We start from the raw sequence: 21429 nt of genomic DNA on the forward strand, positions 1-21429 counted from the left end.
TCTTTTCCTCCTTAATTAAATATAAAATAAAGACTCATTATTTAAAAAATCCTACTCTTTTCCCGTATTCAAACATCATTTTTAGTTGATTTCGTGTTGGCTTTGTCCATACAAAGCCCATATTACCCAGCAAGTCAGTTGTCTTTTTTGTTCCAAATACAAAGCTGGTATGCTCCTTACTTTCCAACACATGCGAATGTATAATAAAATCTTCTATATAAGTTTTTATTTCATCATTGTCATAATTCTCGAATAAATAATCCATGAATCTGTTAAGCTCCAAACCCCTCAATTCCACACCCATGTGAGGAGCAGCATCTAAAAATTCCTTGAGGCTTACCTTGATTGGATTGACGATATGGAATACCTCATTTTTCAAGATCTTTCTCGTAAGCAACATGACTACAGCTTTGCTTACATAATCCACGAAAGCAAAATCAAAGAATTCCATGTCCAATTCGGGAGCATATCCTATTGATATAAGTGAACGTATTAATAAATATACAAAGTTCTGCTCAATATTTTCCTGGAACTTACCATTGCGTGAATCAAACGCAATATCTCCTACTCTGTAAATATTAGCATTTATTCCGGTTTTTCTGGCCTGGACAATAAGTAATTCAGCTTTTTTCTTGGTCTCAACATAATAATTTTTAATCCTTTGGCCTAAATCGAAATCATATTCTGTAAACATAGCACTGTCCTTACCATCAATTTTTCCGAGTGATACCGCCTTTGTAGAAATATGGTGTATATCCTTCTGCAACCCAATCCGGGCAAAATCAATTACTCTGCTTACAGCTTCTACATTTATCTTATAAAACTCTTCATATTTTCCGTAATGTGCAACCTTAGCCGCAGAATTAATCACACAATCTACAGTGTTAGTTAATTCATGATACTCCTCAGTATTTAATCCGAAGTTTTCTTCAGATATCTCTCCCTTTAAAACCTTGATTCTATTTTTATACTTATCAAATACATCATCTCCGAAGTAGAAGCTCATTTTGTCATTAAGTCTTTTTACAGCCTTTTTCAGGCTCTCTGCCCTTATGACTGTATAAATATTTGCAGATGTATTATCTAAAAGCTCTTTTAACAGGTAAATGCCTAGATACCCTGTACTACCAAGCAAGAGAACATTTTTATAGTTCATGATCTCTTCAATATTAATTTTTGAATAATGATTGCATTTTTGTAAATATTCGTCCCAATCAGTCTTCAAACTTACCATCGTGTAATCCTGACGCTCATGATAATTACGAAGCTCTAATTTTGCTTCTTCTATTCTTGATTTCAAGCTGTTGCTATTTGTCGAAATTCTTTTAGCCAATTCAGCAATAGTTGGGTACTCAAAAATCTCTGTAATATCAACGGCGAATTCCTTTTGTATTTTAGACATAAGAGCGATAGCGGTTAATGAGTCTCCTCCAAGCTCGCTAAAATTATCATATATTCCTATCTGCCCAATTCCCAATACCTCAGCCCACATACATGCCAGTTTTTCCTCTGCTTCATTGGTTGGTGCAGCATATTCCACACTGAGTTCAGGCCTTGAGTGTTCCTGTGGGTTTTGATCTCCCTCAGATATGATTCTCACTAAGTCAGATGACCTATATATTTTTTCTATCTGTGCCCATAGGCTCTTGGTAGTTACAAGTATCTGAGTCTCTAAACCGCCTAGTACCTTTTCAAACGCCAGCTTTCCTTCCTCGGGGCTTATCGCTGTCTCCAATTCCTTGTCTAATGAGAGGTAATCATACTGTTTCGCAGCCTTTACAGTCATACCTGCGCCACTCCAGCTATCCCAGTTAATACACGCTGTGAATGTTTCATTAGCCTCCAGATTCTTGTATTTTACAAAACCGTCAATAAAAGCATTCGCACTTGCATAATCGGACTGTCCCGCTGCACTGACTATAGATGCCATAGAAGAACATATAATAAAGAAATCCATTTTCCGTTCTGCCATCAAATTATTTAAATTCAATGTACCTATAACTTTTGATTCAAAAACCTTATATACTGATTCCTTTGTTTTTGATTGTATAGGGCCAATACCGGATACACCTGCAGCATGTATTATGCCGTTTACAGCTCCGATTTTCTCCTCAGCCTCTTTAAGTGCCCTCTTCATCTGTTCATAATCCGCAACATCAGCAGCAACTACCAGAATTTCTGAGCCAAGCTCCTCAAGCTTGTGGATTTTTCGGATTTTCTGACTGGTTTCATCATGCTCATCATGTTCGGTTAGCCAGCTTTTCCAAAGACTTTTATCCGGCATAGGAGTTCTACCGGTCAATATAAGCTTCCCTTGTACTTTCTCTGCAAGATATTCTGCTATAACTAATCCGATTCCCCCTGTACCACCGGTAATAAGATAAACTCCTTTATCTTTCAAACGTTTATCGGCAACACTATTTCTATCCATTTCTATACAGTCATATGCCTCTACGAAACGTAGTCCTCCACGGTAAGCAACAAGTATATCAGTTACCTTTGATATTATTTCATCATATACTAATTGAACAAGCTTCGTTCTTAAATGTTTTGCTTTTTCAACTTTACCTGTATCAATACTTCGGCAGCAGATATTCATATATTCCTGTGGTATATTTTTGCACAAACCAATAATCATACTCTTTTGCGGATAAATACATTCTGCTTCTGTTACTCTTTGCATGTTATTTGATAAAATGAGCATTCTGATCTTTTGGGAATCACATATATCTCCAATGGCTTGTGTCAAATACATTATGCTGAAAAACGGCAGTTTGACATCTGAAAATTCAGAATACGCACTGCTGTCTGCACCTCTATTATCACAAACATTCCAAGCATGTACAATATGCTCCGGCATACCATCAGACTTCTTTAGCTCATTCAATAGCACTTTATAATGGCTCGCCTGCTCTGGATCAATTGTGTATACACCATCATCCAGCTTCTTGAATTCTGTACCGATTCTAACTACAGTGATATTATGGCCATCGCTTTGTAAACAATCTACGATGTCATTTATCAATCCACATCTATCTGCAAACAACATCCAATTTGATTTACTTATTTTTTTCACATTGCTTTGTAATTCACATGTTTTCCAGGTCGGTGTGTAAAACCAATCTGAGAAATCCATCTTTTTAGATGTATCCATAATACCGGCAACATCAATAGGCATCCCGTCTATTCTGAACTTTTGAGCATTAAATGGATATGTAGGCAGTGAAACACGCATTCTTCTTTGACCTGAGTATAATTGTTTCCAGTTAATATTTATACCTGCGCACCACAGTATACCGATCCTATTTAGGAGATATTCCACATCGTGTGCTGCTTCCTCAGGATGCCTCACAAGATTTACTACTGTTTGTTCTCCCTTTTTATTACTATTACGACGGGCAAAAGTACTCAAGGTTTTCCCTGCTCCGACTTCAATCAGTACAGAATTTGGCTCATCCAAAAGTAAACTAAGTCCATCAGAAAATCTAACAGTATCTCTTAAATGCCTTGACCAGTACTCTGGTTTGGATATCTCTTCATACTCCGCCCATTTGCCATTAATGTTTGAGACATACGGTATAAGCGGCTGTGAGAACTTAAGTTTTCTTACTTCGTCCTCAAGCCTTTGCAGAGCTGCTTCCATCATCCTGGAATGGAATGCATGCGATGTCTTCAGCCTTCTGAACTTATGTCCTTTTTGCTCCAGCAGCTTTTCAAACCCGTCAATAACCTCATGTTCTCCTGATACAACACAGTTTGAAGGCCCATTTACAGCTGCAACAGAAATATTGTCATTTATTAGAAGCTTTAGCTCCTCTTCAGTAATAACCACACTCAGCATTGATCCTGTGTACATTTCCTGCATAAGCCTCCCCCTCTTAGCTACAAGAGTTAAAGAATCTTTAAGAGAAATGGCTCCGGAAATACATGCTGCTACATACTCACCAATACTATGTCCTATCATGGCATTCGGGCGAATCCCCCATTTGATAAGCAGGCTTGCAAGAGAATATTCAAATGAGAAAATCACCAATTGTGTTATATAAGTCTGGTTAATTATTTCTTTTTTCTTTGCGGTTACTTCTTCAGGGTACAAAATAGACCTAACATCATAATTTGTTATTTCCTTTATTAAATTCAGACACCTATCCATTTCTTTGCGGAAATCCGGGATTTTTTCATACAAATCCAATCCCATATTTACATACTGGGAACCTTGTCCTGTAAACATGAATATTGTCTGTGCAACTTCATCCTTTGCAAAGTACGTGTACACCTTTTGGGATACTTGTGATTGCATGTCATTGGCAGATGATAATATTTCAACAGCTTCATCAATATTTGAACACACGAGCATTCTTCTATGTTTAAAAGGCTTTCTGCCTACCTGAAGAGTATACGCAACATCATTCAAATTTAAAAATTTATTTTGGTTAAGATACTTAGCTAAATTTTCAGTTGCTCTCTCTAGTGAGGACTTTGTCTTTGCGGATAACACAAGAAGTTTTGGGTCATCATTACTTTCTTTTGTCTGCCCCCTGATATCCATAGGTGCTTCTTCAAGTACGACATGAGCATTCGTCCCACCAAATCCAAATGAACTGACACCAGCCCTTAAAGGAGATCCCTGCCATTCCTTAAGTTCAGAGTTTACATAGAAGGGACTGCTCTCGAAGCCAATTTTGGGGTTTGGCATTTTAAAATGTAAAGTTGGAGGTATCAGCTTTTTCTTAAGTGCAATCACTGTTTTAATAAGTCCGACAACTCCAGCTGCTGCATCCAAATGTCCGACATTGGACTTGACTGAACCTATTGCACAAAAACCCTTCTTTTCGGAATTAAATGCATTCATTAAAGCTTCAATTTCAATAGGGTCTCCTATATTGGTTCCCGTTCCATGTGTTTCAATATAGGTTATTGTTTCAGGATCAACCCCTGCTGCTCTTTGAGCGGCTTTTACAACCTCTGACTGTCCTTGTATACTCGGAGCTGTATAGCCAACCTTCCTTATCCCATCATTGTTGATTGCTGTTCCCTTGATTACAGCATATATATTATCTCCATCAGCGATAGCATCCTCCAAGGGCTTTAAAACTACAATGCCAACTCCATCTGAGAAAATCGTACCTTCTGCTTCGGCATCAAATGGCCTGCAATGTCCATCAGGCGATGAAATCATACCCTCATTATATAAATAACCACTCTTTTTGGGAAGCATTACGGATACGCCACCTGCTAAAGCCATGCTGCATTCCCCATTTAACAGTGCCTGGCAAGCAAGGTGAACCGCAACAAGCGAAGAAGAACATGCAGTCTGTACAGTAAAACTCGGTCCCCTGAGATTAAACTTATAGGATATTCTGGTGCTTAAAAAGTCTTTATCGTTCAATGTCACTTTCTCTATCTGTTCGGCGGCACTGTTATTGGAATTGAATACCCTTAGTACCCAGCTAAAATTATGTGCGCTGCCAGCATAAACCCCTATCGGCCCATCATATGTTTCAGGGTTATACCCCGCATCCTCAAGAGCCTTCCATGCGCATTCATGGAATACTCTTATTTGTGGTTCCATCAATTCTGCTTCTTTGGGTGAATAGTCAAAAAATGAAGCATCAAAATATTCCAAGTCATCAAGAACACCCTTTGCCTTGATATAGTTTGGATTCTTTAATAATTTGGGGTCAATCCCATCCTCTAATAACTCTTCATCAGTGAAGAAGGATATAGTTTCCTTTCCTTTCTTTAAATTATTCCAGAATTCATTTATATCTTTGGCACCTGGGAGCTTTGCAGAGATACCTATAACAGCAATATCATTTATTTTCCTTGAATTATCGGCTTGATTTGAAATGTTTGCGCTTGACCTACCTGCTTCCTTCTCTGTCTGGGTAAAGCTGCTCCCGCTACACTGTTCCGAAATATTAAAGATATCATTTTTATATAATATATTCTTTGCAAGCTGTGATATAGTGGGATATTTAAAAAGATCCATTATGTTTACATTGAAGTCTTTTTGCATCTTTTCAATAAGTGTTACCGCTGTCAGTGAACGTCCTCCCATTTCAAAAAAGTTGGCGTTCACTCCTACTATATTTACATTCAGTACATCTTTAAAAATTTCTACAATCTTTTTTTCCTTTTCAGAAAGGTATACCTGATACTTATTGTCAGCTTCGCTTTTGATATATTCCTCAACCGATTCTGTAAAATGTGCAATACCCTGATTGTCAGTTTTGAACTTATTACGGGAATTTTCAGCAGCCAGCTTCAACTCTTCTTCCTGATGTTTTAAAAAGCTTGAAATATCTGCTTCTTTATTATCTATGAGCTGAGCAAATAAAATATCAAAATAAGTCTTCCATTTATTTATAGTTTCGCTTTCAAATAAATCCGTATTATAGTACCAATTGACTTGGATTTCACCTTCTGCTTCAAGAGCTTCGAAAGTAAAATCAAATAATGATACTTTAAAATCAAAATCATATGCATTAAATGTTAAGTTATCTATTTTTACTACCCTGTCGTTAGCATTTTCATAAATGAACATGGCATCAAACAATGGATTTCTGTTCTGTTCAGTATTTACATTTATCTTTTGTGCCAGTTCCTCAAAAGGGTATTCCGAGTTTGCATAGGCCTGTAAGGAGTTTTCCTTTACTTCTGCTAAAAACCGGGTAAAAGTCTTATTTGGTTCGGGATTATTACGCAACACAAGTGTATTTGTAAACATTCCGACGGTATCATCAAATTCGCCCTGCCATCTTACTGCCACAGGGGTTCCGATAATAATGTCATTTTGTCCGCTTAACTTTGACAAAAGAATATTATACGCAGCTATAAGCACCATATATAACGAGGTATCAGTACTTTTTGCCAGATTCTTTAAAGCTTCTGTTTTTTGCTTATCAAGTATAAAACTAAATGTGTTTCCTCCTATTGTTCTGACAGCAGGACGCATATGGTCAATAGGTAAATCGAGCACAGGTAATTCCCCAGAAAACTTCTCCAGCCAGTATTTCTCTTGATTCTCAAAAGTTCGCGATAAAGTGTAATTCTTCATCCAGTATACATAATCCCTATACTGCATCTTAATTGGGCTTAAAGCAACACCGTTATAAAGCTTTACAAAGTCGCGGGCTACAATATTTGCAGAAAATCCATCCGCTATAATATGATGAAAATCCATGAACAGTAAATATCTCATTGGAGCTATTTCTGTAATGCTCACGTTTATTAGCGGAGCCTTTTCTATATCAAAAGGCTTCATTAACCCTTTTAATATTTCGTCAACAGTGCTGTTGTTATAGCCTTTTTTAAATTGAATCTTGAAGTCTAGATTCTCATGAATGTACTGTACCATTTCGCTATCTTTGATCCCAAAACTTGTCCTTAAACCCTCATGACGTTTAACCAATGCCTTAAAGGCTTCCTCAACTTTGCTTATGTCAAGTGGACCATTAATTATAATCGGATATGGCAGATGCGCCGCATTTTCATCCTTACTGATTTTGCTCAATACAAAATATCTCTTTTGTGCCGTAGACAGAGGAAAGTCATTATTTCCATGACTTACGGCCGCACCATTTATTCCAGTTTTAGCTTTCGGAGCTTCAAAAGGAAATCCACCGGCTCTCAATTCCCTTAAACTATCCTTAACAGACTTAATGATGTAATCAAAGTCTTCGTCAGTGTGAGCTGTCGAGAAGAAGCATACTCTTCTTTCCCACGTATAAATACCTTTCTCCATTAGCAGATAGAAGAATAGATCCATTTCAATAGGCATTAACGCAAGATCATATCTTCCAAAAGACTCAAATCTAAATAATGAGCCAAAATGTCGTATACGTATCGGTATATTCTCTGCTTCAAAGAACCTGTTGAGTGTATCTGCAAACCACGTGGTTTTCTCATTAAGCCTATCGTATAATGATGACCCATACTTTTTCATATGCTCTAAAACAGCACGTGATGCCGCTAATGTAAGCGGATGGTTTGCAAAAGTACCCGCTATAAAGGTTACTTCTTTATCCGGAGCGGATTTATCTCTAAAATTCCACTGTCCACCATCAACAGCATCAAGATACTCTTTCTTTCCTGCAACAACACCTATAGGCATACCTCCACCCACTATTTTCCCATATGTAACAATATCAGCTTTTGTTCCAAAATGTTTCTGAGCCCCCTCAGCGCATATTCTAAACCCTGTAATCATCTCATCAAATATTAGAACAGTACCGGTTTGTTCGGTAATTTCTCTTAATTCCTGCAGAAACTCTTTAGGCTGAAGCCCAGGTCTGCGGCTTTGAACAGGTTCGACTAACACAGCCGCCAATTCGCTACCCATCTCTCGAATTGTTTTTAATGATTCCGGAGAACCATATCCAAGCACAACAATATCGTCTACCGCTCCCTGCATAATACCAGATGATTGAGGGAATGTACCATAGTCATCGGCTTCAGCCAATATGCCATCATATATACCATGATATGATCCTGCGAAGCGCACCACCTTACTGCGCTTTGTTACAGTCCGAGCAATTCTCAACGCAGCCATAACTGCCTCAGAACCTGTATTGCAGAAGTTGACTCTTTCTACGCCTGTAATTTCCCGCACCAGATCAGCAACTTCTCCAATCATATCAGGATGCGGGCTTAATACAAAGCCCTCTTTAATTTGGTTCTCAATTGCCGTTGTTACGAATTCGGGCTTATGTCCAAAGAAATGCACCCCATATCCTATAGCAAGGTCAATATACTTATTACCATCGATGTCCCAAAAATATGCTCCTTTGGCCGACTTGGCTATCAGAGGATAAATCAACTCTTTCAAAGTCATGCGGAAATTTAGTGAAGTCAACCAGTGTGAAAATGAATATCGACTCTTTTCCTCATATTTCTTCGATTTTTGAGTGCGCTTGTTATAACGGTAAATCAGATCCTTAACAAACCTTTCCTGATGCAATGACAAAACATCCTCTTCCAGCTTTATTGATCGTATATTCGGTTTCAGATGTTCCGGCCTTGTTTTGTGTACACTTTCTTTTTTATCTGAGGAGTCTTCTTTCTTGATAATGGGATTTACATTTGTCTCTTCTTCAATATTATCGAAACTTATTGTCTGAATTCCTCTTAACATTTGTAACTGCTTGGCTGCAAGATCAGAAATAGACTGTGACAAAGTATGCATCTGCATGCTCATTATATTTTCTACCATGTTTGCAGATTTCAGTGGTTTGATCTCTGACGCAACCTCCTCTTTATGCTTGTATAAAACATCTTGAACGTTTGTCACTGTTGAATGCTTATACTGACTGTGAGGAACGGCTGACTTACCAATTTCTACCGGTAAAACTTCGACTGAATCTGTAAAAGATACTTCTTCCATAGAACACAAAGTACTTTTAAAGCTACCATTTGCACTTATATACGCAGATATCTTTTGAACAGTATCTAAATCTTCCAGAAATTTATCAACGGATATATCTGTCTTGTACTCATTGTCCAGTTGCTTTTTTATCTGTATAAGCATCAATGAGTCTAGTCCCAAAGAAAACAAGTTGGCATTTTCATCAATATCTGATACCTCTATGCCTGAAACGGATTTTATTATCTCTTTAATTTTAAGCTGTATATCCTCTATCATTTTAACCCCCACATTCTCTGAAAACAGGCAGTGTACCTCAGAATTTTCCACATTATCATGTCCTGCCAACTGCTTGCCATGGAGAACAATATTATTAACAACCTTCCAATAGCGTTTCCTCTGGAATGGATAATTCGGAAGTATAACTTTCTTTCTTTCATACCCCTTGCTAAATTGCTTCCAGTCTATATTTATTCCAGCCATATATAGCTTGGATGTTGTTTCAAGCATTTGCTCCAAATCGTTCCTGTTATAGCTCATAGAGGGTAAAACAACTGTTTTATCATTCTTGATACATTCACCATCTATCCCAGACAGTGTGGAGATGCTTCCCATCTCCAAAAGCACTTCACACCCTTGCTCTTCAATAGTATTGAGTACATCATGGAAATGCACTGTGTCCAGAATATGGTTTGTCCAATACTCTGGAACAGAAAGTTCGTTTGCAGATACTAATTTGCCAGTTGCATCTGCTATTATTGGTATTTTAGGCGGATTGCAGCTAATACCACTTGCCGTTTCTTCAAATTCTTTAATTATTAGCCTCCTTAAATTTGAGTGGCATACATTATCATGTAATACCTGCATCAGCTTTCCTCTGGAAGCTACGAGTTTTACCGTATCCTCCATTGAAAGAATTCCCGCTGCACAGGCTGCCGTATATTTACCTATGCTATGGCCTACTACCAGTGAAGGCTTTACATTACAGGACTCCCATAGTTTTAACAACGAATATTCTACAGAGAAAATTATCGGCTGTGAATATTCCGTCATTTCGAGTATTTCGTCTGTATCATTGGGAAAATACAATATATCTATAATAGACTTATCCAGGTATTTGTTGAATAACCTACAACATGTATCCATAGTTTCTCTAAATGTATGTTGCGTTTTATAAAGTTCTTGTCCCACTCCAATATATTGTGAACCTTGTCCTGTAAACATAAATGCAACTTTATTTACAGGCTTGCTGTTATATGAGTTCAAAATTCCCCCGCTAATAAATGAATCTATCTTTTTTACGAAATCCTCCTTTGACTTCCCTACAGCAGCAAATCTTACATTACAGGAGGTTTTACAGATATTTGATGTATAACATATATCTTCAATACTTTCTGAGGATGACATCAGATATTCCTTAAACCTTTTGGCATATTCTTTTATCGCGTCTTCCTTTTTAGCAGAGAAGGTAAGAACATAATTGCTCAAAGGCATCTCTTCTTGTTTTTTGCTTTCAATTAACGGAGCCTCTTGGATAATTATGTGGGAGTTGGTACCACTAAGCCCAAAAGAACTAACCCCTGCAATCCTTGGCTTGTCACCCCTTTTCCAGCCCACATTATGGTCGGTAACCTTTATAGGTAGCTCTTCCCATTTAATTAACCTATTTGGTTTATTGAAATGAATATGCTTGGGTATAACCTCGTGATTTAATGCAAGAACTACTTTTATCACACCTGCTATACCTGCTGCACTCTCCAGGTGGCCTATGTTTGTTTTTACTGATCCTATTAGAAGTTTTCTATCTTCAGGTCTGCCATGACTAAAGACATTAGCCAAAGCATTTACTTCTTGAGGGTCACCCAACTTAGTACCTGTACCATGTGCCTCTATATAGTCAACATCACTTGTATGTATACCTGCCTTTGTAATAGCATCCTTAATTACACTCTCTTGAGCTAATCCATTTGGAACAGTGAGTCCGCTACTTCTTCCATCATGGTTAACAGTCCCTCCCAAAATTACTCCTAGAATATTATCTCTATCCCTTAGAGCATCATTTAATCTTTTAAGAACGATTATCCCGCATCCTTCGCTCCTCCCATATCCATCTGCGCTATCATCAAAGGTTTTACATCTTCCATCAGGAGAAAGTGCTTTTAGTCTTGACAATCCTATATGACTCTTGGGAGATAACATCAAATTTACTCCTCCAGCCAGAGCCATGTCACATTCTCCGGTATATAAGCTCGTTAAAGCTTGCTTAATAGCCACTAAGGAAGAAGAACATGCTGTGTCAATTGACATGGATGGACCATTGAAACCAAAGGCATATGATATCCTTCCTGAAGCAACATTTAACATTGAGCCAGTAAGAGAGTACCCTTCTATCTCTGACAGATTATCACTTATAGTTTGTTCGCTATAATCACTTGAAGATATCCCAATAAATACTCCTGTTTTGCTTCCCTCAAGTTCATCAATATTTTGACCTGCATTTTCTAACGCTTCATAGCTGACTTCCAGAAGCAATCGTTGTTGGGGATCAATCTTTTCTGCTTCTATTGGCGCAATTCCAAAAAAAGCTGCATCGAATTTATCAACTTGATCCAGAAACCCACCTGATTTTGTGTACATTTTCCCCGGTATGCCACTTGATGGATTATAAAATTCTTCAACCTTCCATCGTTCAGGCGGTATTATGTCTATAGCATCCTTCCCATTTTCAAGCATCTCCCAGAAGCTTTCGGGATTTACAGCCCCACCAGGGAAACGGCATCCCATACCTACAATGGCTATTCTCCTATCGAAACCTTCATAACCTCCATTAATAGCTGTATGATTTTTTGTACCGGCTTTTTCATTCTCTTTTTTAACTACTCTATAAATGTAATCTGCCATTTTGTTTAGGGTAGGATAGTCAAAAGCAAGTGTAACGGGTAAACTCAATCTAAATATATCTTCCAATAAGATTTGCAATTGCGGGACTTTGATTGAATCAATTCCTGCCTCCATTAGGCTCTTATTCGGATCGATTATTCTAAAACCAAGTACTTTTTCTATTTGATCCTGAATTAAATTAATTATAATATCTCTTGAAATGGTTTCTTTTATTTGGGTTTTATACTGCATTGATGAGTATCTTTGAGAATAGGTTTCAGCAGCAACCTTCTCCAATTCCTTAATAATGTTGTCATAAATGCTCTTCTTATAGTTATCTTCAAGCTTATATCGCTGTATTTTGCCGCTTGTAGTCTTGGGCATATTTTTAACAGGAATTACATGGCTTACTTTTAGTCCCACCCTTGACGAAATCTTTTCTTTAAGCTGCAGGCTGATATTAAGAAATCTATTTAAATCTTTAGTTTTATAGACAACAAATAAAACTATGTCATCTTCACCCGTTTTATCATTATGTGAGCCTATGGCAGCTATTTTCCCGAGCTCTACACCTTCGATTTCCTCACCTATTCTCTCCAAGTCATGGGAATAGAAATTCTGTCCATTCATGAATATTATGTCTTTAGCTCTTCCTGTTACTGCAAGGCATCCACCTTTCAAAAATCCAATATCCCCTGTATTAAGCCATCCTCCCTCTGATATCAATTCATCTGTAGCTGCTTTATTATTATAGTAACCCGAAGTAACATTATTTCCACATATCTCTATATGTCCAACATATCCTTGAGGCAATTCATCACCTTTAATATCGACAATTCTGACCTTTGTATTCTCTACGGGAGAACCAAGCATCAACAACACTGTACTGAAATATTCACTTTGACTACAATATTCAACCTTTTTATCAATACTCAATGAATTTCTGTCTACAATAACAGATACCATTTCCTCCTCCGGATGCGGAAAGGTCACTGCTAAGCTCGCTTCAGCCAACCCGTAGACGGTAAACATGGATGTCCTCTTTAGTTTGTACTTAGACATTTCCTGTATAAACTCATCACATAATGCTTTTGAGATAGGCTCTGCACCATTAAATATCAAGCGTACACAGGATAAATCCAAGTTTTCAGGCTTATTTCTCATTATAGATTTCAAGTAATACTTATATCCAAAATTAGGTGATGACAAAAGTGTAGCTCCATATTCCGATGCCTTCTCAAGCCATAATAATGGATGTTTTATAAAAAGTTCCGTTGGCATTAAATAAAGGTTAATACCCATTGTAAGAGAAGTTAAATGACTGCCAATCATGCCCATGTCATGAGTTAATGGCATCCAGCTTAAGGTTGAGTCATCTTTTGTTATATTAGAACGTTTAATAATAGATCTAATATTCGTCAATAAATTTTTATGAGTTAGGATAACACCTTTAGGCTCTCCAGTTGAGCCTGATGAAAACTGGATAAAAGCAATATCGTCTGAATTTGGAGCTTCATGTTCATGTTCTATATCTGTATCTTGGAAATTTGATAAACTTAAAACATCCTTAGTTATTAAAATTCTTTCTTGAATCCTATCTATCTGATAATCAAAATTTATTTTAAGCTTTGATAAAACATTACCGTCTATTATTAAATATGGGTTGTTCAAGTACTCCCAAATATTAAATACTTTCTGCCGAGTCTCAATGTTTGTCCCAATTGCAACAGGAACAGGTATAATCCCTGCAACAAAACAAGCCCATAGCACAGTTAAAAAAGTCTCATTATCAGACATCTGAAATACAAGCTCATCTTTTTGCTTTAACCCCAGGCTCCTTAATTTTTTTGATAAATCACAAGCATTTTTATATAATCTTTCATATGATAAAAACTTTTCATCTTTTGACCCATTTATAAATAAAATACCATTATCATTGCTAAAACTATCACATTTGGCTTTTAAAGCATCAATTAAAGTTTTATAAGTTTCCAATTTATTACCTCCATTATCAATAGTATAACGCCCCCAATTGTCAACATAAATTTTTTAGTTTTCTTAAGTTAGGTTCTCCCTTCCTAAAATTTTCATATGATTTACAATTAATGCACTGAAGTTGGGGATGTCAAGGGCTATTACTTTTTGCTCATTCATCGCAGGTAAATTCGAAGACCCTTGATAGCCATTACGCATTTATCCTATTGTTTCACAGTATGTTATCCCAGACCACCTGCCATCCGACGAGAATGGAGATTGAGGCAAAGCCTCAGGGTCTTATACTGCTTCTGGAAGTAACTCATTGCCCACACAGTAATATTCGTAAATTATCTTAATAATCCAAGGACTGATACGGCCTTTTCCATTTATTGATATCTTAATGCCGTATTTCTTCATGAGATTGATGTATTCGCCACTTGTAAATTGTGAACCTTAATGATTTCGTGATTTCCCTACAAGCATCGAATTAACTTAAATTGATATCAAATAATAATCCACACTATATATATTCGCCTAGCAATTCAACAAACAATAAAAACTCCTAAGAGTATACTTTATTCTAATATTCTGCCAAAATTCTTTATATTCTTTCTTTTATATCCAACATTTTTATACTTATTTAATTATAAATAAGCATAAACTTTCTGTCAATTATTTTTTATTTTACAATTTGTTGGTATTTGTCGATTTTTGTCCATAGTCATTTGTCGGTGCTTTTACAGTTGAATAAATTTCAAATAAAAAGTGAATGTAAATAACTTAATTATCTTATTATAGATAAGGACATAATACACAAAAGATAAGCGTAGAAAGGGATGCCGACGGCATCCCTTGTTAATTAAAAAGCTGAATGTATACAATAAATTTTCATTCCCCATATTAGCATTGCAGTAAATTTCAAATAAAAAGCCGATGAAAATACCGCATCTATAGCTTCTATGTTTGTAAGATCCTCATTACGTCCTATACAAGTGTATCCTGCGGAAACATAATATCCACTATAATATTATTTTCATAAAAGAACCTTGCCACCACAGAATTGTCTATTGCGTCAAAGACTCCGTTAAAGCTGGGAGAAGTACTGAACAGCATTATCACGGTACAAATTATATATATCGTCAGCAGCCCCTCAACAGCTCCAAAAGCAAATCCCCCAAGCTTGTCAACCTGCTTGAACAACGGCAGCTTTGCGATTCCCTGCAAAATAAACCTTAAAAAAAGCAGCCCCACTCTTATGGCTATGTACAAAGCAATAAGGCTTATAATGTCAATAACTACTCCTGCCAGCTTACCGCTGATTGTGTCCATTATTGCGCTCATATCAATAAGCTTTGTGGGATCGGGCATATTGCTTATCAAAGAGTCCTTTAGAAAATCAGGCAGGTGCAGTCCCCCTATTACGGTGTCGGCAGCAGCCTTTTTTATCTCTCCGTCCACTGCCGGAGCCTGTGTCTGCTGCTGAAGCATCAGCCTCTTAAATATTCCCCCCTTTATGTTGTCGTACAGGGGTGTCTCAATTAAAATTTTTGCCACAACAGGGTATAGCTTTATGGATACCAACGCAGATATAAAAAACGATGCCAGCCTAAATACCGAAAAAATGAAGCCGTTAGTCAGACCTATTATTCCAAAAACCACCATAATACATATAAAGACCAAATCAATCCAGTTCATAATAAACCCCCAAATTAAATTTTAACATTGTCAGTTAATCTCAGTAACTATCACGCCGTCCTTTGTTATTACAGCAGCCTCCTGCTTATTGAAAAAGCATACATACCTGATATCGGACGCAGACTTGTATTTTCCGGCCAGCTCTCCCTTTGTATTTATAAACAATACCTCACGCCCTGTATTCACAGAAATAATGCTTCCAAAGGTTTCAAGGTTTACAGCATCACTCTCCAGCTTATATTCGGCCGTCATTTGCCCTTCAGAATCAAGGATCTTTACCGAGCTCCCTCCGGCTTCCCGTACCGCCACAACGGCACTCTTTCCCGAAATTACATTTGAGCTGTACACCCTTTCATATTCAAGTGTCCATTTCTTGTTATTTTCACCGTCCGAGAAAAATATTCCGGAGTCACTCACCGCCAAAGCGGAGCCGTCATTAAAGCACCAGACATTGGGAAATATCAAATTGTCATATTTTATAGCGGCAAGCTGGTTTCCCTTCATGTCGGCAAATACTATATTGGAGTTTGCCGCTACCGCCGAGCTGTCAATCTCATTTATTACAACTCCGTTGCCTCGGGGTAGAACCCTTGCAGACAGTATAAAGTTTTCAGAGCTTGGCCTTATAAATATCCAGTTTCCATGGGGATCAAAAATCTGCACAGCGCTTTTATACCCCTTCATGTCCCTGACAACCGAGACATAGCCCTTTTCATTTATATCTGCGTTTATTATGTTTCCGTCGGTTCTCTCGCTCCACTTTATGTCGCTGCCGTTCAGCATATATATGTTTCGCCCTCCCAGATCAGCCACCAGCAGATACTGGCCCGCTGTCCTTATTATAGGGTTTGCAGCCGAAACCGACCTTGTCCACTGCTCCTTGCCTTCCTTGCTGAGGCATATTATCCTGTCTGTGGTGCATTTTATAATATAGTCTCTGTATACCTTAAAAACGGGACGCTCCTTAGAGTCATATTTTATATCGGCAATAATTCTTTCGGCCTCTTTACCCTTGTCCTTATAAAACACCTCAGAGATAAGCTCCCCTACATTTAAGCTTCTTATATCAACGTTTTGATTTTTAAGATATACAAGTAAAGCAATGCCCATAACCACAACAACAAGCAGTACAAACGCAAGAAAACTCCATATTCCCGACCCGCGCTTTTTCTCCTGCAGCTCCACAATGTTCCTCCTGTAATCAATTATATATGTAGCGATAAAGATTTTACATAGAGGATATAACTTGCCGGAAGAAATTTTTATTTGACCCATAAGGAATACCTCTAAGGAAAATGCCGAGTGACAAACCCAAGAGACTTTTCCCCGCAAGGCACTTTTTCGTTGCTATTAAAAATTTCTGCAGGCATTTGTATCCTCTATGTTTGTAAAATCTTTATCGAATCCTAATATGTGCTTTTTTTATTTTAACATATAAAAAAAAACAATACATCTATTTATTTCTTCTTTCAACAGAGGCTTTTTTAAAAAAGCGGCTCCATTTAAGGTTTATATCCTGAGTTAAAATTACCGTAATGAGGAAGAGCCCTACATATCCGAAAAGCGGGTATACGGTTGAAATCAGGCCGGAGAATCCAAAGCGTGACATTGGAATAACCAGAAGACATATTATTACCGTTATAATCTTTTTATTAATATTTATCTTTCCCGCTACTCTTTCAACAAAGCCGTAACCCGAGGTAACTGCCGATATAAGCATTGAAAGCCACAGCACCAGAGCATAGACAGTATTTAATATGCCGCCGTATTTTTCCGTTATGCTGAGCAGCGGCAGCTCCTTTAGCAGCATATCGGGATTGAAGACATATATTACGGTATTTATGATTAATGCTATAAAACAAAGCAGCATTCCCCCAAGTATTCCTGATAAGGCGGCTATTTTTCTGGATTTTAAATGAGGCAGCAGGCTGCACATAACAACTACCGATACTATGCTGTTGTATCCCACATATAAGAGAGCCGAAAAGAACCAATTATTTGTAATTCCCGCAAAGCATCCATATATGCTTAATGCAGAGGTATCGTTGAATATTATGACATAAAGCGCTACAAGCAGGATTCCCGCTATAAGTACAGGAGTTACGGCGGTGCTTATGGCAATGATTCCTTTTATGCCGGTAAATATAAGCACCATGCAAATAACGGTCATTAGAATTATGCCATATTTAAAGGGTATTTCTAGTTTATCAAAAAATATGCTGCCGGCACCTGTGATCATAACGCAAAATACTGACAGCATAAAAAGTGAAACGGCAATCTCTATGACCCAGCCCATAAACCATCCCACCGAAGGGAAAAGAAGCTCCTCATAATTTCGTATTCTTTCGGTGTATACTTTATCCAGAACCACATATCCTATGACCGAAAAAAGAATTCCCGCAGTAATTATGCCAAAAAAGCCTCCTTCATAATATGAGGAAAAAAACTGGACTATCTCCTGTCCCGAGGCAAATCCTGCTCCCACTATGGTAGCCATATATATGCTTGCAACCTTCACAATGCTTATTTTATCATTCATAAAAGAAAAACAACTCCCGCATAGAATTAAATCACAATACAATTCTATGCGGGAGAAGGTTAGCAGAGAACATTAATAACCCGGCAGTCCAAACTTCCAGCCTGTTATTGGTTCTATTATTTATTAAGAGCTTCCATTAGCTTATTATAGGTTTCTTTCACACCCTCAGTCTCATTAAATTTGTCTTTTCTTACAATTATATTGCTGTATTTCCCATTTTTCACCACGTAATAGTAGTTATCATCCTTAGAAACAAACTCTACCGTCATCTTATTGGGAGCCTTTCTCAAATAATATGTTAAGGTTATTTCGGCATCTCCCTTCGGTTCCGGTCCTATCTCAATATCATTCAGAGTAATCCCTATAAGCGCCTGATAGAACTTTCTGAACGGCTGATTGCCATTCTCATCCTTCATTGTGGCATTCTTGCCGTCAACAGTAAATTTATCCTTGTCATTGTCATTATCCTTGTCTGTTTCTATGTCGCAGGTTGTAGTCTTTCCATCCATATCTACAACAATCCTTGAAACATCACTTATATTTACTATATACACAAAAACATCCACAATTTCTTTAAGCGGCTTGTCCAGAAAGTCAAAGGCAGTTGAGTCAATTTCAAATACCTCCTCTGAGCTCTCGAGCTTTGCATAAAACCTATAGGTGTCTTTATTTAAAGTTCCAAGCATCAGCTTTATCTTCCCATCCTTTGCCGACTCATACTCCAAGCTGTAGGCAGGGCTTTCAAGTCCGTATTTCGCTAAATCCGAGGGCTTTTCCTCAACAAAATCAGCTACTATGACATTTGCCACAGCCTCAACCATCCTTCCTAAGCTGTCCACATTTACACTGCCTTCTATTGGCGCTGTGAGACTCCAAGTACTCGCGTCCTGCTTTTTGGCAGAATATACAAGGGTTCCCCCTCTTTCCATTGATATGGAAACTATATCCTCGGCATTGCCCGGGAAAATTGTTTTATCTCTCAAATTATTTTTGGCATTTAACAGCTTTTCTCCAACATATTTGCTTATTACATATACCTTGGTTTTATCCTTTTCCCGTACATAGTATCCGTCTCCCAGAGGAGTCTGGTTCCCCAGCTCTATAACTCTGGAGGTATCGTCGCCTAGAATTACGGTAATTAAAAGCCCGGGGGCATCCAGTCCGTATTTCCCAACATCCGAAGCATCTTCATCTACAATCTTGCTTGCTATCAGGCCTGTTACCTCCATAGCCATTCCCGTGACGGAATCGGGGTTGACCTTCAAATCCGCGGGGGAGGAAAGCCCCCACTTTTCATCCTTCTTTTCAAACTCAAGCTTCTCATCCCGGTTTTCTATAATTATTTTCTTAACATCTTCAGCTTTATAGTCGGAAACCCTTATAGTCCCGATATCTGCTCCGGGCTGTTCCGAATCTTTATCATCGCTTTTATTTATGACCAGAAAATAAGCCGCCACCAACAGGGCCAATACAGCTATAAGGATAATAGCATTCCTGTAGAATTTCATTATAAATGCCTCCTCCTAATCCATACAAAGATACCGAAGCCCAAAATAAGCAGAGGGAATACAATAACAGTCAGAAGCGCCACCGTATTAGCCTGAGCGGCACTAGTCATATTAAGCCTCTCGGTATCAAGGCTCTTTGCCTCAATAACTACTTCATTCTTCTTATCCATCATCCAGCTCAACGACATTGTAAAGAAGTTGTTTCCATAGTCGAAGTACTGCCCGTACTGCTGTCTCGCTGCATCGCTTATGAAAAGCCCGTTACCCATTACAAGAAGCTTTGACTGCTTTGTCCCTCCGTTATGCTCAACCGCAACACCCAAATCCAGAGGCCCCTGATTGTCCGGCCCAACAGATTTGTCTATCTGCTCTCCCACAGCCTTTGCGCTTGTTTTCATAAGAGATGTGACAGTAATATAGTCCTTTTGGTTTTTAAGTACCTTTATACTTCTGGAGCCTGCAAGCAGCAGTTGATATTCCCTTTGAATAACGTTGCTGGCGGGCACATCCAGCACAACCGCACTTGGGTCTCCAGGATAATACCTTTGTGGGTCGGTTTCCTTAACCTTGTCATAGTTTAAGCCTATATTGTATTCCGCAAGCAGGTCCTCAAACTGGGGGAATTTAGGGTTGCTCTCCAGCGAATCGAACAGCAATACCGCCTTACCGCCGTTTTTAAGGTAATCCTTAAGCTTGTTCTTTTCCTGAACGGAAATGTCTATCTTTGGAGATGCTACAATTAAAATCTCCGCATCCTCGGGAACCTTTTCCTCAATCATCAAATTTATGCTCTTAACCTCATAATTATTGGATTCAAGCTGAGTCTTCAAAAGAGTATAGTTGCTCTCAACCTGCCCCTCCTCATGTCCCTGTGTAAAATATACAACAGGTGTCTTATCAGATGCAACGTATTTTATTGCTCCGGTAAAGCCCTGCTCTCCTATAAATGAAGCCCCTGTAGCCTGACCTGTCTGGTAATCGTATTCCGTTCTGTATATCTCATTAGCCAGAAGCTTTCTCACCTTGCTGCCGGATTTGACAACAAAATCGCCCTTTCGGATATCCTTTAATCCCGTGGGATCAATCTCGTTGATAAGCCCCGGCTCCTTGTCGGGGTCGAGATACTTTACCTGCACATGCCCATACTTTTCATACTGGCTAAGTACTTCCTTTATCTGCTTTAAGCTCAAATTGGAGTTGATTTCTCCTATGTCAAACAGCCCGTATATCTCCACATCCTTATCAAGCTGCTGCAAAATTTCTTTTGTTGTGTCACCTATTGAATAAAGCCTCGAAGAGGTTAAATCAAACTTCATGTTAATTATGCCCCTGTCCTGTATAGCAGTAACCAAGAGGTTTACTATTATTGCCACAGCCACTGCCGCAGCTATCAAAACGATTGAAAGAGAACCGTATTTCAGGCTTCTTTTATTTATAGACCGCATAATATTTCCTATTTTACCCAT

General features: G+C 38.1%; 6 protein-coding genes. All 6 read right to left on the minus strand.

The features are described 5' to 3' along the window. Positions 1 to 37: 37 nt before the first annotated feature. The 6 genes from DFR58_RS00645 to DFR58_RS00670 all read right to left on the minus strand — a co-directional run bounded on the left by DFR58_RS00645 (position 38) and on the right by DFR58_RS00670 (position 21429). A complete protein-coding gene (locus DFR58_RS00645; protein WP_114295879.1) occupies positions 38 to 14239 on the minus strand; it encodes a type I polyketide synthase in 14202 nt (4733 codons plus the stop codon). 966 nt (positions 14240 to 15205) lie between these two features. After that, on the minus strand, positions 15206 to 15916 hold the full coding sequence (locus tag DFR58_RS00650; RefSeq protein ID WP_114295880.1) for a CvpA family protein: 711 nt from the start codon (positions 15914 to 15916) through the stop codon (positions 15206 to 15208). Positions 15917 to 15946: 30 nt separating this feature from the next. Beyond that, the gene (locus tag DFR58_RS00655) at positions 15947 to 17101 is read right to left on the minus strand and encodes a DUF5711 family protein (protein ID WP_147273128.1); all 1155 of its coding nucleotides are present in this window, start codon (positions 17099 to 17101) and stop codon (positions 15947 to 15949) included. A gap of 268 nt (positions 17102 to 17369) precedes the next feature. Continuing rightward, positions 17370 to 18455, minus strand: a complete 1086-nt coding sequence (locus DFR58_RS00660; RefSeq protein WP_114295882.1) for a YkvI family membrane protein — start codon at positions 18453 to 18455, stop codon at positions 17370 to 17372. A gap of 116 nt (positions 18456 to 18571) precedes the next feature. After that, positions 18572 to 19963, minus strand: a complete 1392-nt coding sequence (locus DFR58_RS00665; protein WP_114295883.1) for a DUF4340 domain-containing protein — start codon at positions 19961 to 19963, stop codon at positions 18572 to 18574. Next, positions 19963 to 21429, minus strand: coding sequence for a GldG family protein (locus DFR58_RS00670; RefSeq protein WP_170137976.1), 1467 nt, complete (start codon positions 21427 to 21429; stop codon positions 19963 to 19965). Before DFR58_RS00670 ends, DFR58_RS00665 begins: the two co-directional genes overlap by 1 nt.

It is taken from the genome of Anaerobacterium chartisolvens (assembly GCF_003337415.1).
GTDB classification, from domain to species: domain Bacteria; phylum Bacillota; class Clostridia; order Acetivibrionales; family DSM-27016; genus Anaerobacterium; species Anaerobacterium chartisolvens.